The 22,030-nt window shown below is 45.5% G+C and carries 24 protein-coding genes and 3 tRNA genes; 15 read left to right on the top strand and 12 right to left on the bottom strand.

The annotated features are described in order from the left end of the window. The first annotated feature begins 23 nt into the window (after positions 1-23). Positions 24-479, top strand: a complete 456-nt coding sequence (locus tag LEP1GSC061_RS17495) for a YHS domain-containing (seleno)protein (RefSeq protein ID WP_040509884.1) — start codon at positions 24-26, stop codon at positions 477-479. 34 nt (positions 480-513) lie between these two features. Here the strand turns inward: LEP1GSC061_RS17495 and LEP1GSC061_RS17490 are convergent, their stop codons facing one another. Then, positions 514-1,428 carry a DnaJ domain-containing protein gene (locus LEP1GSC061_RS17490; protein ID WP_016546182.1) on the bottom strand — a complete coding sequence of 305 codons (915 nt, stop codon included), beginning with the start codon at positions 1,426-1,428 and terminating at the stop codon, positions 514-516. A gap of 105 nt (positions 1,429-1,533) precedes the next feature. Here LEP1GSC061_RS17490 and LEP1GSC061_RS17485 point away from each other — a divergent pair, with 105 nt between their 5' ends. The 5 genes from LEP1GSC061_RS17485 to LEP1GSC061_RS17465 are packed head-to-tail and all read left to right on the top strand — an operon-like array spanning position 1,534 to position 6,891. Beyond that, positions 1,534-3,384, top strand: coding sequence for a carbon starvation CstA family protein (locus tag LEP1GSC061_RS17485; protein ID WP_016546222.1), 1,851 nt, complete (start codon positions 1,534-1,536; stop codon positions 3,382-3,384). Beyond that, entirely contained in the window at positions 3,381-3,932 is a 552-nt protein-coding gene (locus LEP1GSC061_RS17480) for an NUDIX hydrolase (protein WP_016546157.1), read from the top strand. The genes LEP1GSC061_RS17485 and LEP1GSC061_RS17480 overlap by 4 nt, the downstream gene beginning before the upstream one ends. 47 nt (positions 3,933-3,979) lie before the next feature. Beyond that, positions 3,980-5,752: a hypothetical protein gene (locus LEP1GSC061_RS17475; RefSeq protein ID WP_016546292.1), complete on the top strand. Its 1,773-nt coding sequence runs from the start codon at positions 3,980-3,982 to the stop codon at positions 5,750-5,752. A gap of 1 nt (position 5,753) precedes the next feature. Beyond that, positions 5,754-6,500 (top strand): NRDE family protein, encoded by a 747-nt coding sequence (locus LEP1GSC061_RS17470; RefSeq protein ID WP_016546382.1) that lies wholly within the window; start codon positions 5,754-5,756, stop codon positions 6,498-6,500. A gap of 7 nt (positions 6,501-6,507) precedes the next feature. Further along, positions 6,508-6,891: a PilZ domain-containing protein gene (locus LEP1GSC061_RS17465; RefSeq protein ID WP_016546503.1), complete on the top strand. Its 384-nt coding sequence runs from the start codon at positions 6,508-6,510 to the stop codon at positions 6,889-6,891. Positions 6,892-7,044: 153 nt separating this feature from the next. Here LEP1GSC061_RS17465 and LEP1GSC061_RS17460 read toward each other — a convergent pair whose 3' ends face one another. From LEP1GSC061_RS17460 to LEP1GSC061_RS17450, 3 genes are all read right to left on the bottom strand, one after another. After that, positions 7,045-7,248: a superinfection immunity protein gene (locus tag LEP1GSC061_RS17460; protein ID WP_040509094.1), complete on the bottom strand. Its 204-nt coding sequence runs from the start codon at positions 7,246-7,248 to the stop codon at positions 7,045-7,047. A 113-nt stretch (positions 7,249-7,361) separates the two neighbouring features. Next, a complete protein-coding gene (locus LEP1GSC061_RS17455; protein WP_016546764.1) occupies positions 7,362-8,252 on the bottom strand; it encodes a hypothetical protein in 891 nt (296 codons plus the stop codon). Further along, the gene (locus tag LEP1GSC061_RS17450; RefSeq protein ID WP_016546890.1) at positions 8,249-8,947 is read right to left on the bottom strand and encodes a hypothetical protein; all 699 of its coding nucleotides are present in this window, start codon (positions 8,945-8,947) and stop codon (positions 8,249-8,251) included. Before LEP1GSC061_RS17450 ends, LEP1GSC061_RS17455 begins: the two co-directional genes overlap by 4 nt. A gap of 208 nt (positions 8,948-9,155) precedes the next feature. Between LEP1GSC061_RS17450 and LEP1GSC061_RS17445 the strand changes: the two genes are divergently transcribed. Together LEP1GSC061_RS17445 and LEP1GSC061_RS17440 are read left to right on the top strand one after the other, a co-directional pair. Beyond that, on the top strand, positions 9,156-10,046 hold the full coding sequence (locus LEP1GSC061_RS17445; RefSeq protein WP_016546078.1) for a LysM peptidoglycan-binding domain-containing protein: 891 nt from the start codon (positions 9,156-9,158) through the stop codon (positions 10,044-10,046). Beyond that, positions 10,043-11,275 carry a hypothetical protein gene (locus LEP1GSC061_RS17440; protein ID WP_016546141.1) on the top strand — a complete coding sequence of 411 codons (1,233 nt, stop codon included), beginning with the start codon at positions 10,043-10,045 and terminating at the stop codon, positions 11,273-11,275. Before LEP1GSC061_RS17445 ends, LEP1GSC061_RS17440 begins: the two co-directional genes overlap by 4 nt. 54 nt (positions 11,276-11,329) lie before the next feature. Here the strand turns inward: LEP1GSC061_RS17440 and ompL47 are convergent, their stop codons facing one another. The 8 genes from ompL47 to LEP1GSC061_RS17400 form a co-directional block, all read right to left on the bottom strand. After that, positions 11,330-12,358 carry a multi-beta-barrel domain surface protein OmpL47 gene (ompL47, locus tag LEP1GSC061_RS17435; RefSeq protein ID WP_016546010.1) on the bottom strand — a complete coding sequence of 343 codons (1,029 nt, stop codon included), beginning with the start codon at positions 12,356-12,358 and terminating at the stop codon, positions 11,330-11,332. A 114-nt stretch (positions 12,359-12,472) separates the two neighbouring features. After that, the gene (locus LEP1GSC061_RS17430) at positions 12,473-12,958 is read right to left on the bottom strand and encodes a hypothetical protein (RefSeq protein ID WP_040509883.1); all 486 of its coding nucleotides are present in this window, start codon (positions 12,956-12,958) and stop codon (positions 12,473-12,475) included. Positions 12,959-13,134: 176 nt separating this feature from the next. Next, positions 13,135-13,986 carry a hypothetical protein gene (locus LEP1GSC061_RS17425; RefSeq protein WP_016546220.1) on the bottom strand — a complete coding sequence of 284 codons (852 nt, stop codon included), beginning with the start codon at positions 13,984-13,986 and terminating at the stop codon, positions 13,135-13,137. Then, positions 13,983-15,119, bottom strand: coding sequence for an SH3 domain-containing protein (locus LEP1GSC061_RS17420; RefSeq protein ID WP_040509091.1), 1,137 nt, complete (start codon positions 15,117-15,119; stop codon positions 13,983-13,985). The genes LEP1GSC061_RS17425 and LEP1GSC061_RS17420 overlap by 4 nt, the downstream gene beginning before the upstream one ends. Positions 15,120-15,158: 39 nt before the next feature. After that, positions 15,159-15,503 (bottom strand): DUF488 domain-containing protein, encoded by a 345-nt coding sequence (locus tag LEP1GSC061_RS17415; RefSeq protein WP_016546483.1) that lies wholly within the window; start codon positions 15,501-15,503, stop codon positions 15,159-15,161. Next, positions 15,500-16,687: an Acg family FMN-binding oxidoreductase gene (locus LEP1GSC061_RS17410; protein ID WP_016546576.1), complete on the bottom strand. Its 1,188-nt coding sequence runs from the start codon at positions 16,685-16,687 to the stop codon at positions 15,500-15,502. The genes LEP1GSC061_RS17415 and LEP1GSC061_RS17410 overlap by 4 nt, the downstream gene beginning before the upstream one ends. Positions 16,688-16,959: 272 nt before the next feature. Further along, the gene (locus LEP1GSC061_RS17405; RefSeq protein WP_016546376.1) at positions 16,960-17,577 is read right to left on the bottom strand and encodes a hypothetical protein; all 618 of its coding nucleotides are present in this window, start codon (positions 17,575-17,577) and stop codon (positions 16,960-16,962) included. 251 nt (positions 17,578-17,828) lie between these two features. Continuing rightward, positions 17,829-18,398: a hypothetical protein gene (locus LEP1GSC061_RS17400; RefSeq protein WP_016546833.1), complete on the bottom strand. Its 570-nt coding sequence runs from the start codon at positions 18,396-18,398 to the stop codon at positions 17,829-17,831. 164 nt (positions 18,399-18,562) lie between these two features. Between LEP1GSC061_RS17400 and sppA the strand changes: the two genes are divergently transcribed. From sppA to LEP1GSC061_RS17365, 7 genes are all read left to right on the top strand, one after another. Beyond that, the gene (gene sppA, locus LEP1GSC061_RS17395; RefSeq protein WP_016546527.1) at positions 18,563-19,528 is read left to right on the top strand and encodes a signal peptide peptidase SppA; all 966 of its coding nucleotides are present in this window, start codon (positions 18,563-18,565) and stop codon (positions 19,526-19,528) included. Next, the gene (locus LEP1GSC061_RS17390; RefSeq protein WP_232218501.1) at positions 19,525-20,136 is read left to right on the top strand and encodes a hypothetical protein; all 612 of its coding nucleotides are present in this window, start codon (positions 19,525-19,527) and stop codon (positions 20,134-20,136) included. The genes sppA and LEP1GSC061_RS17390 overlap by 4 nt, the downstream gene beginning before the upstream one ends. Positions 20,137-20,160: 24 nt before the next feature. Next, entirely contained in the window at positions 20,161-20,925 is a 765-nt protein-coding gene (surE, locus tag LEP1GSC061_RS17385) for a 5'/3'-nucleotidase SurE (RefSeq protein ID WP_016546201.1), read from the top strand. Then, positions 20,918-21,631, top strand: a complete 714-nt coding sequence (locus tag LEP1GSC061_RS17380; RefSeq protein WP_016546356.1) for a tetratricopeptide repeat protein — start codon at positions 20,918-20,920, stop codon at positions 21,629-21,631. Before surE ends, LEP1GSC061_RS17380 begins: the two co-directional genes overlap by 8 nt. Positions 21,632-21,666: 35 nt before the next feature. Further along, a tRNA-Pro gene (locus LEP1GSC061_RS17375) sits at positions 21,667-21,738 on the top strand. A 16-nt stretch (positions 21,739-21,754) separates the two neighbouring features. Further along, a tRNA-Arg gene (locus LEP1GSC061_RS17370) sits at positions 21,755-21,831 on the top strand. 6 nt (positions 21,832-21,837) lie between these two features. Further along, a tRNA-His gene (locus tag LEP1GSC061_RS17365) sits at positions 21,838-21,913 on the top strand. Positions 21,914-22,030: the final 117 nt, after the last annotated feature.

Here is a 22,030-nt window from a genome sequence, read left to right as displayed (position 1 = left end):
CGATGGAATACGAATTTGGATACATGAACAAGTCGTATTTTTTCTTCTTTCTTTTCGTTTTATTCGTAATCGATTGCTCCGGACGACAATTAGCGGATCCGGTATTTAAAGACGACGGTAGAACCGCCATCCGAGGATACGATCCGGTGGCGTATTTTTTGGATTCGGCGCCGAAAGCCGGTAAAGAGGATTTCAAACTGCATTGGAAAGGAGCGGACTGGAAATTCTCCTCGAAGAAAAATCTGGAAGCTTTCCGTAAGAACCCCGAAGGATTTGCCCCGCAGTACGGAGGGTACTGCGCATACGCGATGAGAGACGGAGAAACGTACGAAATCGATCCAAAGGCTTGGAAAATCGTGAACGGAAAACTCTATCTAAACTATAACGAAAAAGTAAACGGTTTTTGGGAAAGGGATATCCCGGGAAATATCTCCAAGGCGGACGCACAATGGAAGAATCTTCCCAAAATACAGCGTTAGTTTTTCTTGAGAAGAATAGACCGATCGAGAGGTCTTAACGAGCGTCTTTCATGACCAGAAAATTATAGGAAGCGATGATTCGTTGGGTCATCTCCAAGCCTTCCTTGTTTACGTCGGGATGGTATTTCTTGATAAGTTCTTTGTATTTGTTCCTCAAGTCAGCTTTGCTATAATCTTCCGACAATCCCAGAAATTCCCGATGCTCCCTGGTCTCCTGGTCCTCGAAGTAAACCGCACCGGATCGAAATTTCTTACCGGCGAATCCGGCCTTCTTGCGTTTCGATTTCTCCCTCTCTTCTTGGCGGAATTTTCCGAAAATCTCGTAGTAAGCCCGATCCCTGTATTCGGAAGTGATCTGCCGCAAAGGAAAAAGCTTCGTATTCAGAATCTGGAAGAAATAGTTTCTTAGGAAAACGTCCGCACCGAAATCGGGAGAAAAGGACTTTAACTCCAGATATTCCGCGATACCGTTATCTGCCAGTCTTGCGATATCGAATTTATCGTCGAAATAGGAATCGAACGCGTCCTCGAATTTTTTCGTGGAGGAAATGAGAAGTAATAATAGATCCTTGTCCAGCTCGTGCTTTTCCAGCTTGGAGAGAATGATTTCTCGTAAGAAAATACGTAACTCGTCCAGATAGATATCGTCGAAATAAACTCCCGCTCTCGCAAATTCCGCTTCTATTCCTTCGATTTTGAAGATTTTCTCCAAAAGTAGGATGAGCTTATCACCCCTGTCTTGGCTGAAACCGTGGGAACCCTTGGAACTATATTCCGCTTCCCCTCTTAGAGAATACAGAATCTTGAAATAATCCTCCCTTCGGAGCTGCAAAATTTCGATAAGCTTTTCCGCGGAGATAAACCACTCGCAATCCGTACTTGAGGATTGTATTTCGAAAATTACGTCTTCGATAGAAGATCTGACTTGGTCGTAACTGCGAGCGTTCAAAGGTGGATCCTTTCTTTAGACCCTCCCGCTTAGATCGAGTTTGTCCATTCCTTTTCCCGATAAAAAAGATTTGATCGGGACCGGCTAAAACAGGACTTTTCCCCCATGTTACCCCTTCTCGCCGTTCTTGTTTGCTTCTTACTCTATTTTCTAGGTTATAAATTCTATTCCGGATTTTTAGCAAAATCGGTCTTCGAATTAAAAAATACGAGCGGGGATACTCCGGCTCATAAACTCAACGACGGAGTCGATTATCTTCCTACAAAACCCGCGGTTCTCTTCGGCCACCATTATGCATCGATCGCGGGACTCGCTCCCATTCTAGGACCGGCGGTCGCAGTTATCTGGGGTTGGCTACCCGCAATGGCATGGGTGGTCTTGGGCGGAATCTTCGTGGGTTGCGTTCACGATTTCGGAGCCCTGGTAGTTTCCGTAAGAAACCAAGGAAAGTCCATAGGACAGGTCGCGCAGGATCTACTCGGACCTAGGGCCAGAAGTCTATTCCATGCGATCATATTCTTCTTAGTGGCTCTTGCTATGGGAGTATTTGTGATCGTTCTCGCGGATATGTTTTCCGCTCCCAAGGCAAAACCCGCTCCGACCGCCCCCGTCGCTCAGGTTCAGGAATCCGCACCGAATTTAAAAGATCATACTCATCCAACGGAAGTCCGGGTGGAAACCCCTTCTTCTCCCATTAAACTCAGAAGTAATTTTCCGGAGGCTGTGATTCCTACAGTCGGGATCATGTTATTCGCAGTGATCGTAGGTTGGTTGCATTATAAAAAGGGAGCAAGCCTAGGACCTCTGACTTTCGTCTCCGTCGCTTTGACGCTGGTCGTCATGGTTCTGGGAATGGATGATTCGATTCTGACTTGGACCGGTTTGAACGATCCGAACCGATCTCCTAGCATTCCCGTATGGAAAATTCTACTCTTAGCTTACGCCTTCATAGCTTCCGTTACGCCTGTTTGGTTACTATTACAAAGCCGGGATTATATTAATTCTTTCTTATTGTATATAGGAATCATCGCAATCTATCTGGGTTTCTTCAAGGGAAGCATCTTCGGAGAATTTTCCAGTTTCAACGCAGAGGCTATCCGTTCGGAAAGTGTCGGAATGGACATCATTCCTTTCGTGTTCATCACGATCGCCTGCGGAGCGGTCTCGGGTTTCCATGCGTTAGTCAGCTCGGGCACCACCGCCAAGCAATTGGACAGAGAAGTGGATGCAAGAGCGATAGGCTACGGAGGAATGATCGGAGAATCCTTACTAGGACTCACTTCCGTGGTGGCGTGTACGATAGGATTCGCATCCGCAGGAGAATGGGCCGCCTTCTATAAATCCTGGGCGGGAATCCAGGGACTCGCGCCCTCGGTCGGCGCCTATATATACGGAACGGGAAGATTCATCTCCCAACTAGGATTCGGCGAATCCTTCGCGCAAGGATTCATCGCCTTAATCGTCGTTAGTTTTGCGCTCACTTCCCTCGATTCCGCAACCAGATTATTAAGATATAATATAGAAGAAATTGCGGAGAGCTTCCGATCCGAATGGATCCGAAAGGTTATGGGAGACAGATACGTTTCCAGTATACTCGCCTGCGTGGCGATCGGATTCTTCGCCTTCTTGCAAATCGACCAAGGAGGTAAAAAGACCACCGCAGGTCTTGCATTATGGAAATTATTCGGAACGACCAACCAATTGCTAGCCGGTCTTGCCTTACTCGTAGTGACCGTTTATCTCTTATATTCTAAAAAGAAAACCTGGATTAGCTTTATCCCCATGGTCTTCGTTTTGTCGGCGACCCTTTGGGCTATGGTGGTGAACTTCTACGACTTCCTATTCTCTCCTTCGCCCAGCTATCTGTTAGCCGGAGTCGGAGGCTTCCTGATTATTCTCACCGTTTGGTTATTAATGGAAGCGGTATTGGCTTGGAGAAGGTTTTCGAAATCATGAAATTCTGCAGCATCTGCGGCTCTTCCGTATCTTTGAAAATCCCCGAAGGGGACAGTTTACCCAGATACGTATGCGATAGTTGCGGGACGATTCACTACCAAAATCCTAAAGTCATCGTTGGAACGATTCCTGTTTGGGAAGGAAAGATCCTATTATGCAAGAGAGCCATAGAACCCAGAAAGGGATATTGGACTCTACCGGCAGGGTTTTTGGAAAACAAGGAAACTGTAGAAGAAGGAGCGGCGAGAGAAACGGAAGAGGAAGCGAACGCTAAGATCGATATACTGCGACTGCATTCGGTGTATAGCATCCCTCATATCAGCCAGATCTATATGTTCTTTCTTGCGAATCTGATCGACGGAACATTCTCTACAAGTCCGGAATCCGAAGAGGTCAAACTTTTTCACCCGCATGAAATTCCCTGGGACGAGATCGCTTTCGCTTCGGTCACATTCGCTTTGAAAAGGTACACCGAAAAAGCGGACATACCGGACACTGGAATCCATCTAGGATCCATACGGACCAGAAAACTGGAAGATAAATCCTAAAACCGAAAATGCCGTGCATTTTTTGCACTCCCGTTTTTTCTGGGAGCATGATCGGCAAAATCCGCTATGCCCTTCCCGTTTTAGGAATCTTCCTCTCCGGTTCCTTATTCGGAAACTCCCTCATCACCACGGACTCATCCACCTTCTCTCCCAATTGGGACGGTAATTCGGATTATTTAAAATTCAATATCCAGACTTCCTCTCTCCCCAAACTCCAGGATTGGGAACTTACTATCCGAAGCGCTTCCGGAGAAACCGTCCGAAAATTCGAGGCGGGGAAACTCCGTAAAAAAGGATTCACGCTCTTTTCGGACGAGAACGAATTCGCTCCCGAAGAGATCTATCTACCTTCGACTTTGGAATGGGACGGAGAGAACGAAAACGGAGATCTGGTCGGAGACGGATATTATACTTACCAATTACTTCTTCTTACGGTGAACAAGGAAAAGATTCTATCCGAAGAAGCGACCTTCTATTTGGATTCGAGACCTCCCAAAGTGGAAGCGAATTGTAAAACCAAACTGCTTCTTACCGAGGACCGCAATCTCGCCAAGGTAATCATCCAACAAAAAGTTTCGGGAGAATCCGCCGATCTTTTCACGGGAGAATTCCTGGATTCAGAAGGAAGATCTCTCAAGGCTTATACATGGAGAACCAGAGATCTGCCTTTCCAACTCGTTTGGGACGGAACCGACTCCAACGGAAAACCCGTGGCCCCCGGATTGTATAAGTATAAATTGACCGGACGCGACCCGGCAAACAACGAGGCAACGGATACGATCGAAAATATTTCCGTACGAAACGAATCGGTCGGTGCGGATTTAAATACGGACGGAGAATACTTTCCTGTCGACCCTTCCAATCCTTTGAATCGAATCAAATTCCTTTCCTTCACTTCCTCGAAACTCAAATCGGATTCCTACGAATGGGAGATCTTCAAAGGAGAAGTCAAAGACGACAATCTGGTATATTCCCAAAAAGGATTGGGAGAACCGACGGCGGAATGGACCTGGGAGCCTAAGAACAAGGAAGGAAAGCCTTTAGGAACCGGAACGTATTTCTATCGCCTAACGATTCATAGTCGGTACGATAAATTTACGAGTCTAGCCAAGAAATTCTCCCTGACAGGAGATCGTCCTAAATTCTCCTACGACGTTTCCCCGAACGGTTTCACTCCCGACGGGGATTGGCAAAAAGACGTTTTGGAAATTCGACTGAAATCCAAAGGCCTATCCACGGCATCCTGGAAAATCAATCTATTGGAATCTTACGGAGACGGAGAAACCGCCGAAGAACGAATCATCCGAAGTTGGTCGGGACTGGGAAACGTTCCGGAAAGATTGCTTTGGTACGGTCTGGACGACCAGGGAAGAAGAATCGGCTCTTTGGCTCCGATACGCGCCGTACTCTACTACAAGGATGTGTTCAACGGAGAAGCGGAGCTGGAACTTGGGGATATCAAAACAGGAACTCTGATAGTCCGAGAAAAGGAAGGCTTTCGATTCTCCGTTCCCAATCGTCTTTACGAGGATAGATGGTGGACACTGCCTTCTCTTATCAAATCCGTTTTATCCAAATTTCCTGGGTACAAGATAGAATTGCAGTATCATACCTCTCATTTAGGAGACGACGAATTCAATCTACGTTCCTCCGAAGAGAAGTCCCGTAAAATCTTCCAATCCTTATTCGGAAAGGATTACGAATTCGGAAGATATAAATTCAGAGGCTACGGAGAAACCCAACCTCTGATTCCAGGAAACGGTCCTTACGAAGCGGATCGGAACCAGAGAATCGACTTCCTCTTTACTTCAGGCAAATAACATGTGTACGGCGATTTTTTACAGGAACCCTACGAGAAAAATTCTGGGTGTGGGATTCAATCGGGACGAGTCCGTTAAGAGAAAACCCGCGCTCCTTCCCAGACTCCTAGAATCTCCCACCGGAAAGGCCATAGCCCCCGTGGATGCGGACGCGGGAGGAACCTGGATCGGGATCACCGGAACGGGAGAGATATTCTGTCTAGTAAATTATTACGAGGCGACTTTGAAATTGTTACGGAACCCGGTCAGTCGAGGACTACTAGTACGTTCCATTCTTCTAGGAGAAAGAACGCCGGAATCCTATTCCGCATCCGAATTAGAGCATTATTATCCGTTCAAACTCTTTCATGTTACCTTGGAATCCACTCGTGCCTTCATATGGGATGGTAAGTCCTACGAGATCGAAGAGAATCAGGAAACCTTTACCGTCTTTGGAAGCTCCTTCACTCAGGGCCCGAAAGCTCAGGTAGTAAGAAGAGAAGTCTTCGAAGCCGAATTTCTTCCTAAGGAATTACCGGACTCGGACGGATTCGTCTCGATCGCCAAAAATTTTCTATCTTCTCATATACCGGAAAAAGGCGCTCTCTCCGCTTGCATGCACCGTAGAGACGCGCACACAGTGTCTAGGACGGTAATTTCATTGGAAGGAGAGAAAGTTCGATTCTCCTACAAGAATTCCCAACCATGTGAAGAGGGACCGGAGGAAGAATACAATTTCACTTTGACTGAATTTCGAACTTCTGCATAATTGCCTTATGGCGGGCACGAATTCCCTTTTCGACGATAAATACGAATACCGGGACCCTTCTCAACAGAAGAGGAAGAATGCTCGCGTCAAAATCACGATCGACGGAGAGTTCGCTGTCAAAGGTAAGACCCAGAGATTTCCGGTCTTCATCGTGGATATAGGGACCGGCGGAGCGGGACTAGAAACCAGAACTTCCGTCTTCGAAGGGGATAGGATCCATCTTTTCGGAACGATCAACGGAAAGAATATGGATCTGGAATCCGAAGTCATCCGTGTTTCCGGTAAAAAGGCGAACGTCATCTTTCTCAATCTTTCGGACGAAGATAAGGATCTGATCCAAGACCTGATCCATAAGAAGTTCTTCGACAAAGATAAAAAACCCTTATCCTAAATCCCTTTCATAATCGCTTCTTTTCCGAAACACCATCCCGCCGAGGTGCCTAAAAAGATGGTATAGATATCGGAAAATTTATGTGGAAATGATTTACCGAATAAAAATCGATTCCAAATGCGTATATGAGTTCATTGCAAACCCCGCCCTTTCTTAGGATTCTTTGCGCAAAACTAGCCAAAGCGCCAAAAACCAACCTATACAGATCCAACCCGTAAATAAATTGATCAAAAATATAGGTAAGAGCTTCTTTTCCCTAAAATACCCGATGATGGTTGGTAAGAAATAAAAACCGAAAAAAAGGCAAACGACGATGAATAACATCAGTAATTCCGCATACCCAAGATTTCCGAGCATGTAATACCCCTAGAATGAATTAATTTATTGTATAGAATCACGAAAACGATCCAACTAAGACAGAAAAAAATCGATCAGGATCTTTTTTCTAAAACGGATAAGATACATAGGGTTCAATTCCCCGGAATCTTTTCCAAAAGCGAAGTCCAACCTCTTCGTTCCGATTCGGATATCTTACCCTTCTTATCGTATCGTATATTATAAATTCCATATTCTCCCTGGAAGAGTCGGGCCACTTCTCCCATGGCGGGTTGCCTACCACAACCGGAATGTTCCCAATAATATCGCAGGATCGCATCTCCGTCTTTGGACTCTTTCGTCCAAACGACCGAGGGGCAGTCCTTCTTTTTCGTGGATTCCAATAAGGAGTAAATTCGATCCGGTTGGGAATTTTTCAGTTTGTATACATGAATCGAAACCATCTCGGTCCAGAAAAGAGGAAACTCCTCTTTAGGAATATACTGTAGAAGGGCCTGCTCCTTGGTATTCAATTCGGAGAAGACCTTCCATTCTCTTCCGTCCAAGCGTATGATTTCGCCTTCCGCTTCGATAGAGAATTCTTTTCTAAGGATTTTCTTTTCGTTTTCGGAAACGAGCATCTCGGATCTTAGCTCGGTTTCCGCACCGGACAGATTCACAAGTTCGATGCGAATCCATCTTTTCGAAACGCCTATCTTACGAATCCATCCTATATCCTTCTTAGGGTCCCGATCTTCCCAGGCGAAAAATTTCCCGGCCGGAAACGGTCCTTTCTTTTCCAGAATTCGATTTTCGGAACCTTCTTCTTCGGATTCGAATATTCGGATCTCTTTCAGATCCGGATTTCGGACCAGACCTTTCATATTGAAACGTAAACGTTTCGATTTCGCTTCATATCGGGACTCTTCTATCTTGAACCAATCGTTTTCCAATTTCTTCCTGCGCTCCATGTCCGGAAAGCAATTCCAGATGCAGATCGCGAGAATGATCAGAGGGATCTTTCGGATAAGATTCGAAAATTTCACCGGGAGACGAGGTATCTGCGAACGGATACGAGATGTGCGAACAAAACGGAAGGTACCGCGATCGAAACCAACCAAACATAAGGAAACTGGAATATTCCTAAATTCGGTCTCTCGAAGGATAGAATTTGGAACGGCCCGGGGGCGGAAAGAAATCCGATCGTCACGATATTCAGAAGAAGCGCCAAACCCAGTAAATTCCAGACAAATACCCTAAGATCGGCGGATCCGGAATTGCGTAGCAGAAAATATGCGGCGATCGGGGAAGTCATTCCGGCCAATATGTCGAAATTCCATCCGGCAAAAGTCATGCCCACGGGAATCCATCCGTACATTGCAAGCCAATAGAGGACCAATTCGATCGGGATCCGAACCAAATGCAGATAGGTCAATCCTTCCAAAGGAATTCGGTCCAACCAGTTTCTCCCTCTTGGCGATAAGAATAGGAAAAGAATCAGAAGTAAAGGAGGAAGAATCATCGCCAAGAAGCGAGGAGGAATCGAATCCGTTATCAAATAAAAACCGTTTACACTCAAGAAAGCCTGGAAGACCAACCAAGCCGCCAAAAAAAGGAAGATGATCAGAGAACTCGTCCAGCTTTTGCGTGTGCTTATGATCAGTGAGAAAAAATACCCGAGGATCGCGAAGATCGTAGAGCCGAAAACCAAAGGGACAAATGGTGGAAGATTACCCGGCATACCCTATCCAAAAAGAGGCTCAAATTCTTGCCTATCGCCGAAATTAGGCAATCGTTTTCGAATAGACCTCCTTCTAATAGAAGGAATTTCTTTCCGCTTTTCCACCTAATTTCCGTATTCGAGTCGCCTTTCCATTTTCCTGTTGGAATTTCCTTGAAAATTTCATCTTATAGTAGGTACTCCTATTTTGTTAGGACCGGGGTTTTCCATGCATTCTCAGAATTCCGTATTTTCTCGTTTTCGTAGTTCGATTCTTCTGATCTTATTGGCGGGATTTCTGGCCTTCCACTTGGGAGCCGAGCCTAAAAAGGGAGTCAAAGAGGACGTTTTCGAATACAAAGTAAAGAAGAACGATACTCTCTCCAAAATCGCGAAAGAGTTCCTACAAGACCCTAGAAACTGGAAAGAATTATTAAAATATAATGAGATCCCGAACCCCTCCCTGATCCGAGAAGGTACTACCCTACTCATCCCAGGCTTCCTCAGAAAAGATACGATCTCCGCCACCGGAGAAAGAATAGAACCTGCCTCGGGTCCCATAGCGATCACTGATTTCCAAAAAGGACAGACACAATTCTCCAAAGACTTCGCCGCAAACGGCCTGCCTGCGTCCTGGTCCAAACTTGCGAAAGATCAGTTGCTCAGTGCGGAAGACTGGGTAAAAACGGATGCCAATTCTTACGTAAAAATCACTTTCGCAAAGAGTGGAACAATCTTGGAATTGAGGGAAAAGACCTTAGCCAAAATCCGTAAAGCGGATCTGGAAACGTTTTCCGATTATAAGATCAATAAGGACTCCGGAGTGATCGAATTGAAATCCGGATACCTGGATGCCAAGGTTCCTCCCAAGAAAGCCGGAGACGAAACCCGTAAATTTCTGGTCGTGACTCCTGTAGCCGTGGTAGGAGTCAGAGGTACCGAGTTATACGTGAATTCGGCAGACGAGGAAAATACTTCCGTAGGTTGCTATAAAGGAGAATTGGAAGTCTCCGCACAAGGAAAGACCGTTGCCGTTCCCGCAGGATTCGGAACTACGGTTGTGAAAGGCCAGGCCCCTAGTAAACCGGAAAAACTACCCGAAAAGGTGGAGTTAGAGTGACGCTTAGCCGTTCTTATATTAGAAAATACAAAACCGTTTTACCGCTTATTCTTCTCTTTGTCTGTTCGAACATCCTTTGGTCCGTTCAACAAAGAGTCAGCGTCCGTTGGAAACCTAGCACGGGTGCCGCCGAATATCTGATAGAACTCTCGGAAGAAAGAGAGTTCAGTCACGTGCATCATTTCTACAAAACCAAAAATTTCCGCTACGAATTCGGCTCCCAGGACTCCAAATTCTTCATTAGAGTAGTCGGAATCACCGCGGAAGGAATTCGGGGAGTATCCTCTCCCGTTCTTTCCTTAGCGGAAAAATTCGCTGCTGCTCCCAAGGTCGCGGCAGAAAGACCGTCCACGGTCGTAGCGGCCTCCGAAGAATTGAGAATTTCCTTAGGCGATCCGAAGGCGGCCTCTTCTTCCGGATCTTCCGGAATCGCCACAGGCAAACAGGTTCCCGTTTCCACCTTTTATCGTGTCAACGGAGGAGAATGGCAGAAATACGAAGGATCCATTTCTCTCATCAACGAAGGTTGGAACGAGGTGGAATTCTACTCGGAAGATATATTAGGAAATAAGGAAACTCCCAAAAAAACCCGCTATCTAAAGGACACCACTCCTCCCCAAGTTCGTTTGATCGGAGAGAAGAAGGGCCCGTCCGGACTCTTGGAAATCAAGTCCGGCAAGGAACTCACCTTGGAAATAACGGAAGAAGGCTCCGGCATGGAAGAAATCTCCGTATATCTTACCGCCAAGGACGGAAGCGGACAGGAAACTAGCATAGTCAAAATCGGAGACGAAGCCAAGAAGCCGATACGCATCTCTTCCGAAGGAATAGACGGTCTTTCCGTACTTCGCTGGGAAGCTAGCGACAAGGCGGGTAATACGATCGTCTCCGAAATCCCCATTCTAATGGATGCAAGAGCGCCTCAATGTGTGTTCGCCCCTACGGAAGGAAAGCTGAGAGAAGACGGAATTTATTATCTGAGCGAAAACGGACAGATATCCATTCGCTGCGAAGACCCTGTCACAGGAACCGGAGTCGCTTCCTTGCAATATAAAATCGGATCGGGACCTGCAAGTTCCTACACAGGCCCCGTCGGATTTCCGAACGGATCGCATACCATGACAGTATCCGTTTCGGATTTGGTCGGTAACCGTGCGGAATATAAGCTGAAGGTCACAGCCTTAAAACCTGATTGGAAAAAAACGGGATCCGAACTCCAAGGAAAATAAAAAAGGGATCCGATCGGATCCCTCTCAGGTTAAAGTTCGTAACTTAATAGATTTTTAATTCTCCGCGGAAGCTGCGGGAGAGGGAGAAGCTGTAGGCTTACTAGGAGAAGCCGGCTTATTATCCACTTTCTGTATCTTGGTTTCGGGAGGAGTGGTATCCACGATAAATGCGATTTTCTTGATCTCGCTTTCGTTTCCGACCGAGTCGATCGATTTAGCCTCTATGGTATGATTTCCTTGCGCCTCTACGGGAACCGGTTCGGAGTAATTCTTCCAATCGGCCCCATCCAATTTATAAAGGATTTGTTTCACTCCGGAAAGAGTGTCCGCTGCCTTGATCGTGAATGAGTTTCCGTTCTTTACGTAAATCTTATCTTTTACGGTAACTAGAGCGGAGCCGAAAAGTTCCACAGTCGGTTTTTCCTGATCCACGGTTACCGCGAGAACGGAATCGGTGGAAGTGTTTCCGGATTTGTCGGTGGCGGAAAATTTGATGGTATTCACTCCGGCCTTCTCCAATTGGATCGGTTTTCCGTCGTATACCTTCGCTTCCGCTCCGTTGATGGAGACTCGGATCTCTTGGATTCCCGCAAGGTTATCCTGAGCGGTAATGGAATAAGTAACTCCCTTGGTTCCGTAATTCGTATTATCATTCACCACAAGAGGAGAATTCGGAGCGATCTTAGTCGTAGGAGGAGTATTGTCCACGAGTACCGAGAGATGCTTTTCGGGTTCCTTATTACCCGCTTTATCCACGGCGCGGTAAGTGATCTTAGTCAGGCCCTCTTTTACGAGAGTGATGGAAGAAACATATTTGGTATAATCGCCGGAGCCTATCTTGTATTCGATATAATCCACACTAGAACCTTCGTCCTTGGAATTGAACTCGAAAGAGGACTGAGAGTTGATGTAAAGATCCGGTTTATCGCTAGTCGTTTCTCTTTCACTAGGCTGGGTCTTGGCGGTCTCCGCCTTTGGTTGGGTCGTACCGCTTTTAGGCGGAGTGGAAGTCGGCGTTTGTGCTAAAATAGCGCTGGAGACTAGCAGACTCGCTAGCGGAACCCAAAAGGGAATTCGATTCATTCTATTCTCCGATAGAGGATTAGTATTATTGTTGTTTGACGAAGAAAAATCCCGAAATCCGCCGCTATTTTTACGCGAAAATACGCGGATTTTGACAAGAATAAGCAATATTCCTTAGGACTTATTTCTCCTGGAGAAGGAGCTATTCTTCCAAACCCGATATACAGGGTAGAAGGTGGCTATCACGGGTATGAGAGACGCAATCGCGTAGGATCTCGCAAAGAAAGTTCCAGGCCCGTATCCGTCGTCTCGGGGAATCGGACTACCGATCACCAAATCGAACTGAACTACGTCGCAGAGCTCGAGACCATGAATCGTGGAATATACGAAGTACACTGGGACGAATGCGATATAAAAATATAGGGATAAAAAGAAAGGAAGACTGATCAAAACGAGTCCTACCGAACCTCCCGACGGAACGCCGTACCAGCTCAATACCAGACAAAAAAGGGAAACAGCGAAGGCGACTTGGGTAAAAAGAAAGAAGACGGAATCATCCCCTTGGGTGCAAGTCCCTGATTCAGCGAGAATCATGGATATAGGAATCAAAAGGGAGACAAAAGCTCCGAACCAGAATAGGATTTTTTTTAGAATATTCATAACATTCGGTCTGGATCCAGAATATTTTTCCTGCTCCGATTCGGATAACCTTTTCCTAATTTTCCAGAACTGTTTCCAAACGGGAAAGATCCATTTTTCTTTCCGCAACTAGATCGCAAGAGAAAAGAAGGATCAATAGACTCGGAAGAAAATAATGAGCGATATCGAGAAACGCATCAAAGAGCTCCCGAAAATTGCTCGAATAATTCCGGATCGTAATCTAGAGTAATTTTTCTTAATATATTTCTGACCGTAGGCAAGGTCCCGTCCATATTCCTACGAAGGATCATTCCCACAAAACGATGATCGCAATAGTTTTTCGAACCGCAAACGGAAACCGCTACGTCTTGAGTATATAGAGTTCCGGTAAACATGGGATCCGAATTTGACCGGAGCTTATAATCCTTTGTCCAGGAGTCCAAACGTTTCGGATCCGATAGCATCGTTTGTAGTATCTCCAATCGGTTTCTCAAATAAGTTCGAAAAGAGAAGCGATATAAATCCTTTGCGGAGAATCCCAGTATTTCCGCTTTCGGACCGATATATAATCGATCGAATAAATATCGGATTCCTGCTACGTTGTAATATGTGAAAAACGAATTATCCATCTTTGTCTTTTCGAATTTCCGAATAAAAGCGATCTGAAACTTCTCTTTAATAATGGAGTCCATTACCTTCATATCTTCGCGATCCAGATGCAGGGAGTTATAAATATAACAAAAATTATTCCCACATTTGCCCAGACTAGGGATGTTCCGACCGCCGATCTTGGAAATCGCATGGATGAAAGCGGTCCTAAAATAGGAAAAAGAATACGTATATTCTCCTAAACGCTTGGTCTCTTTTTCTTGGGTTTCGAATCGAATCCCGGCAAACTGAAGATTCGAGTTGGAATCGTCCGCAAATCCATCCGCCAAAACCTCGAACGCCTTCGAGTAGAATGTTTTACGCATATCTTTCTCTTCTCCGAAAGCGTTCCCGAAGAAAGGAAGAAAAACCAAAAGGAAAATCGGATAAAACCGAATCATACCCCTCCGCCTCCTCCAAAATAAGTCCGGATCACCCAATCTTTTTTCAAAACCGTGATCGTATAATACCACCACTCGTATCCGCTCCAATACGTCCAAATTTCGGGTAAACCGTCCCCGTTTAGATCCGTAACCGCAAAAGTTTTTCCGGTATCGCCTTGGTAAGAAAACTGGAACATTAAACTCAAGTGAATCAATTTGCCGGATTCGATCCTATCTATCCTATATACATGGGGAGAAGGTTCCACAGTATCCGGCTCGGGGTGATACCCTAAATTGCCGACTTTTTCGGTAATCAAATATTCGAATCCGCTTCCGGTTCGAAATCTACGGTATTTGCAATCAGTCTGGCAAGTCGCGATTTTAAAATTGAGGGGGATATCGAAAGAGCTGGACTTGATACGACGATTCGTATCTTCCCAAATTTCCTTTCGAATAGATTCCGGGACATCCTCTTCTATGACGATAGGTATGGAAGGAGAATAAGATCCTACCGTTCTTCCGATCACCGCTTTCGACTTTGAAAATTCAGGAGATTTCGGAATATAGGTTCCCTCTAAGCGGATCTCAAAACAGCAATCATCCTGATTTTTAGCTTTTCTAGGATTCTTTAAGGCTCCGATCTCCGTTCCGGTAGAATCGAAAAGAGTAAGATCCTTTTTTAAGTCGGAATCCGAAAAGGTTGCGATACCGTTATAATAGGCGGAATGGTTTTCCAATACTCCCGCGGAAGAAACTCCCATTAAGGCAAAATTATCCTGCGCTCCTCCGGAAGAAACCGCTATGTAAGACGGAGAATTTTCCTTTCCCATATTGGTTCCGATATACGGACTGAAAATATATCCTTCCGATTTTCCTTCCACCCGAACCTTTACCCAGATTCCGTACGCGTAGCTGCCGTTCGTGCCGGGCACCGTAACTGGATACGAATTATCATATTCTAATATTTCTAAAGGCTCGCCTTTACGCAATAAAGCGATCACTTCTCCTTTATCCGAAGGGATTTTTCTCAAACGGACCTTGTCTCCGGAAACGGCGAAAGAAGTGGGAATATTATATGCCGGAGGCTCCTTTTTAGGAGAACAGCTCACGATAATGCCGAGGAGTAGAACGAATTTCAAGATACGATACATTTTCCGGATTCTCTGTTAGATATTCCCAAAATAGGATTTTCAGACAGAAAGATATTCCAAAAGAGCGACCGCATTATTATGAGTCGTATTCTTGGAAGAATAGAGGAAAGTGATCTTTGCCCGATCCAAGGCCGATTTCAATTTGGCGACGCCGTCCGGATTAGAGTCCAACTCCCGAAAATACCGAGTCTTAAATTCTTCCCAATGCTCGATATCGTGATTGTACCATTTACGAAGAGAATCGCTAGGGGAAATCTCCTTTAGCCAAAGATCGATCTTGCCCGCTTCCTTACTGATTCCCCTTGGCCAAAGTCTATCCACCAAGATCCTTTTTCCATCCTGGGAATCGGGAGGATCATAAACCCTTTTGGTCGAGATCTTCACTTTTTATCCGCTAAGATAAATCGATCCAGGTTTCTTCTCGGACTGAAATAACGATAATCGCTACGGCCCAAACGAACCAACATTTGGATTTTCTCGCCGGGGAGAACTTTTTGGTCCGCATCCAATTCCTTTCTCAACGAATCCATCTCAGGAAATTCCTGTAGAATTTGGCTCAGAGGATGCAGAGCGAATCCGTTCTTGACCGCCGCCAAATGCAAACGCGCATAATCCCGTCCCGCTTGGATCCAGTCTATGATCTCATTCTTCTTAGTTTTGAGATAGATAAATCCCTTGGAACTTTCGATCTGATCGGCAAAGATATCCAGTCCCGATTTCTGATTTTCTTCGGAATGCCAAACTTCCTTGCCTGGAGTTAAAATAAATTTACTTGCGAACCAGTATTTGATGCCGGATAGCCCGAATCCTCTCATGGAAATTCCGTCTTTGAATTCTGCGATTTCCTTGTCGCTATAACGAAACCAGATCCGGCTTTCTTCGTATTGTTTATATGCGTAAGTCTCCACAGCCATTGCGGATACCAATTGCTTTCTTAATTTTTCGGATCCTTCTTTAGGTAAGAATTTAAATTCCGAGTAACGGGCTCCTGCGTCCGTTACTATCTTATGAAAATCCTCCTGGCTAAGGTCATCGCCGGAATAGAGGGAGCGAACCGTCCTCCTTTCGGAAATGAAATCAGCAAGCGGATCCAATGTCGTAGAATTTGATTTTTGTAATATTATTTTGGCAACCGGCTTCTTACCGAAGTCGGCAGCGGAATATTTGCCTTCCGGAAAAAGAGAAATCGCCGCTGTATGCCCGAGACGGGAAGTTCCGATAGAAAGCGTTTCCAGAAAGGTTCCCTGCCCAATATGAATTTGTCGTGCAGGAGGATCCGTATCCTTTAGTAATCGACTCGCATCCACATATAGAAGTGCGGAAGTGTCGTTTAAGATTTTAAACTTCCAGGCTTGGGTATTATGAGGGTTCGGAGCACTGATACCTATCCGAATCGCTTTCAAAATAGGAGCCAAGGATTCGGATAACGCTTTCTCGCCGAGGGCATCCTCTCTTTCATAAGGTTCCCGATCCGAATCGGAGGAGGCCCATAACAATTCAGGAACGGTGAGTATAAGACCGGAGGAAAGGGCTAATTTTAAAAATTCTTCCCGATTGATAGCTTTCATGGCAAAAGATATAAGCCGGAAACGGAGGGAGTCAATTAATATACGTATTGATATAATTCGTTTTCCGGTTGTTTCCTCTTCGGATTCTTCTCGTTCCTATAGGAATTAAAAATGGATGCGAACTGTCCTTCTTTCCATTTGTAAAATAAATTCATTCCCAATAGTTTTGCATCAACTCCCTAAACCAATCGGGTTGGTCCACTCCTGACAAAGGTAGGAACTCCCTCGTAAGAGGTGGAGGACCCGAGATTTCGAGTCCTCTGTTAAACGAATCAGATCTGATTCGGGTCGGGTTTTGTAGTCAGGAATTCCTTTAATTTCAGGAAATCGTCACCTACGATAACGAAAGTGATCGGATAATTTCCGGAATAGAGTCTTAAAGTAAAATCATTCGATTTCAGTATCAAATCCTCTATTTCTTTGTTTAGAACTATCTTACCGCGTAAGACCTTATAGCTTTGTGTGCTCGTGGAAACGCTGGTTTTTCCGGTTATCGAGTTTTCCTTCGCTTCAGCCTTCATGTTCGTAACCGTTTCTCCGGAAATGTCGGTTACCGCAAGGTCGAAGGATTTCTCTCCGATACGAACCGCGCCTTTTGCAGTCAGCAAAGGATTATCATTTGAAGCGATAATGGACAATTGTATTTCCGAAGCATTGGGTTTTCCCGCTTTGATTTCTCTAGAAAACTCGAAAGTTCCGTTGTAGGTAGGAAGAAGGAAACTTGCGACCTGAAAGGAAGTCGCAACTTTTTCCTGAGACCGGTTTCCCAGCTTGACCGTCACGATATGCGCATTCCTAAAGCTATCATGGGAAATCTTAATTTCCCCCAGACCGGAACAGTTAGCAATAATTCCCAAAACAACGAGCCAATAAAATGATTTTTTTAGCACCGAAATACTCCTGATGTACTTTACACATTTAGAACATTAAAAAAGACATATGTATGCGTCAACGTAAAACGATTCAATGCACCCTATTTAAAAGAAAGGCAACGGAACTCGGCAAAGACCTTTTTCGAATCCGCATATCTCAATTGGGTTATGCGGATAGGATGGGCAAAAATCAATCCCGGATCTTAACGATTTTCCCTTGACATTCGCAAAATGGATGAGTTTTCCGTAGATACATCGATTTCGAAAACCTAAGGCTCTCGCCCCACTCTTTCCCGATCCCATTTCCTATAGGCATATTCCGCGAGACGTTTTGGATTGCAAAGGCCGGTATCGTCCGTTTCCAATTTGTAATCGGATGTCATCTTTTTGCCGATTCTTCCGGCAAAGCCCGCACCGACGCAGGCGCCGTTCCGATAATGCAATCGGATCGAGTAATTTTCGAAATCCTGTAGTTCTATGTTCCGAAAAAATTCGATCAGTAGATCTCCTTGCAAACGATCGTATCGAAACGTTCCCGCATAACGATAGTGTTCCCCCGTTATTTCAGTCTTTTTTATTTTTCGTTGTTCCAGATAGAATTCGAATACCCCGTCCTTCATCTCCTTCTCGTCTTTCCAAAGAATATGACGATATCCGTAATAGAGTCCGTTTCCGGAGACCTGGATCCCGAGCATGGCTCCTAACTCCTGGGGAGAGAGATATAATTTATCCTCCTTGATTCGATTGCTGCGAAGCGGTTCTCCGGGTTTACAAACAAGAAACAAGAAGAATGAACCGAAGGCCAAACCGCCGATTCTCCAAAACCTATCGATTTTCATGGAGCCAAAATTTCTCGGGAAATATATTCCGATGCAAGAAATTGCTTTTGGACCGGAGAAAATTCTTCCAACCAACAAACCTAGGGCTCTAGTTTAGATGGCATTAAAATGCGAAAGCCCGCTATTTCATTGACAACGGATCCGTACCGAGTTCCCATCTATCTGTGGATCGAAATCGCATCGCCTTAGCAGTCACATTTGTAGTAACTATTCTCTCCCTATTCATAGGCCTTATCAATTTGGCCTCCACTATTTCCCCTTCGAAACTCGCCAAAGTGGAAGGCGGCGGCGGTTTCGGAACCGAAAGATTAGGGGCGGCACTCATCAAAATCGAAGGGGAAATCCACTCGGGAAATTCCAGCTTCGAAACGGCGGGTGCAAATACGATCCTCAAACAACTTCGCGCCTTGGAAGACGATTCCAATATCGTCGGAATTCTTATCGAGATCAATTCGCCGGGAGGTTCCGTCGGAGCTTCGCAGGAAATCTACCAGGAGATCATGTATCTCCGAAAAGAGAAGAACAAGAAAGTAGTAGTCTCCATGAAGGATATTGCCGCCTCGGGAGGTTATTATATCGCCGCCGGAGCGGATAAGATCTTCGCATTAGGCGGAACCTTGACCGGTTCCATAGGAGTGATCGCAATCGCTCCGAATATCAAAGGACTCCTGGATCGTTACGGGATCAAGGTTCGCACGTTTAAGGAAGGCAAATACAAGGATTCCCTTTCCCTTTTCCGGGACAATACTCCCGAAGAGGATGCGATGATACAAAAAATGCTCTCGGATACTTACGAGGAATTCATCGAGGATGTTGCCAAGGGCAGAAACCAAACCGTTAAATTCGTACAGTCCCTAGCGGAAGGTAGAGTGTATTCCGGACAAGAAGCGTTTCGTAACAAGTTAGTGGACGATATCGGGGGAAGAAGAGAAGCTCTCGCGGAATTATCCAAGCTTTGCAATTACGACGGTATCCTTCCTCTTTATGAAGAAGAAACGGATCCGTTCGATCGCTTCTTACAATTATTGCAGGCTAAAACGGGAGCCTTCTTCGGAGGGGAAAAAATTCTCCTACAAGAATTGAAGAGATCTCCGGTTCTCGTCCTTTATCCGCACGCGATGGCTTGGTGAGTACCGTGTTAAAGGACTTATTCTTTCGACTCATCGATCTTTTGGACGCGGTATTATTCGAGCCGTTCCGTTTGGAGAGTACGTTCGCGTCCTGGGGAGATTCTCCTCTAAAGATCGCTAAGATATTTGTATTGCTATTGGCATCTCTGAGCGTAGCGGCGGGAAATATTCTGATTTCCCCTCCTTTCAGTAGTCGCAGCATCGGACTTCTCATCTCCAGCTTCATTCTATTCTTGGGGTTCTTCTCTCTTCTACCATATCCATTGGCATATATCATCGACGGACTCGCTCAGAAAAAGGACAGAAAAGCGAACGCTAAATCGCTTTTCCATACGGTCCGGATAGGTATTTCCGTATTCATCACTTACGGGGCTTGGGCGATTTTTCTTTCCTTACTGGGCTTAGGCGGAAAGGTCGGCGTTTTACTCTTATATCTGATCCACTACGGATTATTCTTCATAATCGTAATACGAGCGACGATGTATCTCTACGATTTAAAATTCAGAGACGCCTTATCCTTCAATATCACCACTTTCGTGATCACTTTCTTCTTTCCTCCTGCGATGTATTTTACCCTGGGAATTTCCTTCGCCGCAAGTTCCCAATAAGGAGAAGAATCGGACTTTCTTCGCATGAACATACTCATCACCAACGACGACGGAATCACTTCGAACGGAATCCTGGCTCTAGAAAAAGTTTTAGGCAAAAAACATAATACGTTCTTGATCGCACCTTTGAAGGAAAGATCCGCCACATCGATGGCATTGAGCATCTACGATTCTCTCCGAGTGGAGAAGGTAAACGAGAACCATTATATCGTAGACGGGTATCCTGTGGATTGCGTGAACATAGGTCTCCACGGAAATATCTTTCCTAAAATAGACGTGGTGCTTTCGGGAATCAATCGGGGAGTCAATATGGGACATGATGTCCATTATTCCGGAACTGTAGGAGCCGCAAGACACGGAGCGATTCATAATAGGATCAGTTTGGCGATCAGTTCCGGCAACGTGGATAAGACCTATGATTTTCTTTCCGAGGCCGAACTCGTATCCGAAATATTGGATGCCTGGTCGGACCATTTTCAGTCGGGAACCGTTTATAATATAAATATTCCTCTTCGATTCGAAAGAGATCTATCTTCCATCGAAACGGTAAGCCTAGGTAAAAGGACCTATGTCGACACCTATCATTCCAATCCGATCATAGGCGGGATCTCCGATTTCTATCTGGGAGGATCGGAATTAGGACATGTAGAAGAGCCCGGAACGGACTTCGATACGTTTTTCCGAGGAAAAGTAGCGCTCACTCCTTTGGGATTAAACCAGACTTACGAGCCAGAATTGGAGAATTTCCGAAAAAAAATCCGCTCGAAATCAGAGTATAAGAATGGATAAGAAGACCTCCCGAACAGTTCCCCCAAAGAGAAGAATATTCACCGAGATCCTAAAGGAAAATTATACCTTCGCGCTCACATTGATCGATAGGGAAATGACCGAAAAGGGAAAGGATCCGGAGCTACTTTATAATTTTGCGATATGCTGCTCCCGGACCGGGAATCATAAAAAATGCGTTTCCATACTACAGGAATTACTGGAGACCTTCCCAAAATTCTCGGAGAGAGATAATGTGTTTCGGATGATGATCTATTCCATGATTAAAACCGGAAATCACAAGGAAGCGATTCAAAAAGCGGACGAAAGATTAAAGCTATCGTTGGACGATATAGTGCTTCTTTCCCTCAAGGCCTCGGCTCTGGAAAAATCCGGGGACACAAAGGGAGCTATCGAAACTCATTTGAGAATTCTGAGACTTCGTCCGGAGCATAAAAACAGCCTAAATTCGGTCGCTTACCTTCTACTGGAGGGCAAGGAGCCAGGACCGGAAGAATTAAAGACGGCAATGGAGAACCTGAAGCTGGCCTTACAATTGGAACCGGAAAATGCCGCCTATCTGGACTCTTTCGGAGTCCTTTTATCCAAATTGGGCAAGAAAGAAGAAGCGAGAAAAGCCTTCGAAAAAGCTCTCCTGAAAGCCCCGTCCGAGGACATTATCTTAGAGCACCTAAAAAATCTCTCTCCGAGCAATCCACAAGCGACTTGACACCTCGCCCTTCTGCGAAATTATGGACTTCGATCCGGGATGTAGCGCAGTGGTAGCGCATCTGTTTTGGGTACAGAGGGTCGCTGGTTCAAATCCAGTCATCCCGAATCCCTCTTTCTCAAAGACTCGGTAGCTCAGTTGGATAGAGCAACTGCCTTCTAAGCAGTGGGTCGGGGGTTCGAATCCCTCTCGGGTCACCAAACATGGTGAGCGTAGCTCAGTTGGTAGAGCTCCAGATTGTGGTTCTGGCTGTCGCGGGTTCGAGCCCCGTCGTTCACCCCACTTTTCCACTTTAAATCACAAAACAATTCAAATAACCCGACAAAGCAGAGGGGCTCGAAGCTTTTGCACGTAAGCATTTGCAGCGACCCATAGGGAGCGTCGCAAATGCGCCGCGAG

The sequence above is a fragment of the Leptospira wolffii serovar Khorat str. Khorat-H2 genome, from assembly GCF_000306115.2.
Taxonomy (GTDB): domain Bacteria; phylum Spirochaetota; class Leptospiria; order Leptospirales; family Leptospiraceae; genus Leptospira_B; species Leptospira_B wolffii.
Note: the sequence above shows the minus strand (reverse complement) of the source record. Positions and strands in the feature narration are given on the sequence as shown.

Excerpts from the sequence above, each read along its gene's own strand:
- LEP1GSC061_RS17400 (WP_016546833.1), bottom strand. The coding sequence starts at position 18,398 with ATGAAAATCGATAGGTTTTGGAGAATCGGCGGTTTGGCCTTCGGTTCA.
- LEP1GSC061_RS17380 (WP_016546356.1), top strand. The coding sequence starts at position 20,918 with ATGGATAAGAAGACCTCCCGAACAGTTCCCCCAAAGAGAAGAATATTC.
- ompL47 (WP_016546010.1), bottom strand. The coding sequence starts at position 12,358 with ATGAATCGAATTCCCTTTTGGGTTCCGCTAGCGAGTCTGCTAGTCTCC.
- LEP1GSC061_RS17480 (WP_016546157.1), top strand. The coding sequence starts at position 3,381 with ATGAAATTCTGCAGCATCTGCGGCTCTTCCGTATCTTTGAAAATCCCC.
- LEP1GSC061_RS17410 (WP_016546576.1), bottom strand. The coding sequence starts at position 16,687 with ATGAAAGCTATCAATCGGGAAGAATTTTTAAAATTAGCCCTTTCCTCC.
- LEP1GSC061_RS17450 (WP_016546890.1), bottom strand. The coding sequence starts at position 8,947 with ATGCCGGGTAATCTTCCACCATTTGTCCCTTTGGTTTTCGGCTCTACG.
- LEP1GSC061_RS17465 (WP_016546503.1), top strand. The coding sequence starts at position 6,508 with ATGGCGGGCACGAATTCCCTTTTCGACGATAAATACGAATACCGGGAC.
- LEP1GSC061_RS17470 (WP_016546382.1), top strand. The coding sequence starts at position 5,754 with ATGTGTACGGCGATTTTTTACAGGAACCCTACGAGAAAAATTCTGGGT.
- surE (WP_016546201.1), top strand. The coding sequence starts at position 20,161 with ATGAACATACTCATCACCAACGACGACGGAATCACTTCGAACGGAATC.
- LEP1GSC061_RS17475 (WP_016546292.1), top strand. The coding sequence starts at position 3,980 with ATGATCGGCAAAATCCGCTATGCCCTTCCCGTTTTAGGAATCTTCCTC.
- LEP1GSC061_RS17430 (WP_040509883.1), bottom strand. The coding sequence starts at position 12,958 with ATGAATATTCTAAAAAAAATCCTATTCTGGTTCGGAGCTTTTGTCTCC.
- LEP1GSC061_RS17460 (WP_040509094.1), bottom strand. The coding sequence starts at position 7,248 with ATGCTCGGAAATCTTGGGTATGCGGAATTACTGATGTTATTCATCGTC.
- LEP1GSC061_RS17420 (WP_040509091.1), bottom strand. The coding sequence starts at position 15,119 with ATGTATCGTATCTTGAAATTCGTTCTACTCCTCGGCATTATCGTGAGC.
- LEP1GSC061_RS17445 (WP_016546078.1), top strand. The coding sequence starts at position 9,156 with ATGCATTCTCAGAATTCCGTATTTTCTCGTTTTCGTAGTTCGATTCTT.
- LEP1GSC061_RS17425 (WP_016546220.1), bottom strand. The coding sequence starts at position 13,986 with ATGATTCGGTTTTATCCGATTTTCCTTTTGGTTTTTCTTCCTTTCTTC.
- LEP1GSC061_RS17495 (WP_040509884.1), top strand. The coding sequence starts at position 24 with ATGAACAAGTCGTATTTTTTCTTCTTTCTTTTCGTTTTATTCGTAATC.
- LEP1GSC061_RS17485 (WP_016546222.1), top strand. The coding sequence starts at position 1,534 with ATGTTACCCCTTCTCGCCGTTCTTGTTTGCTTCTTACTCTATTTTCTA.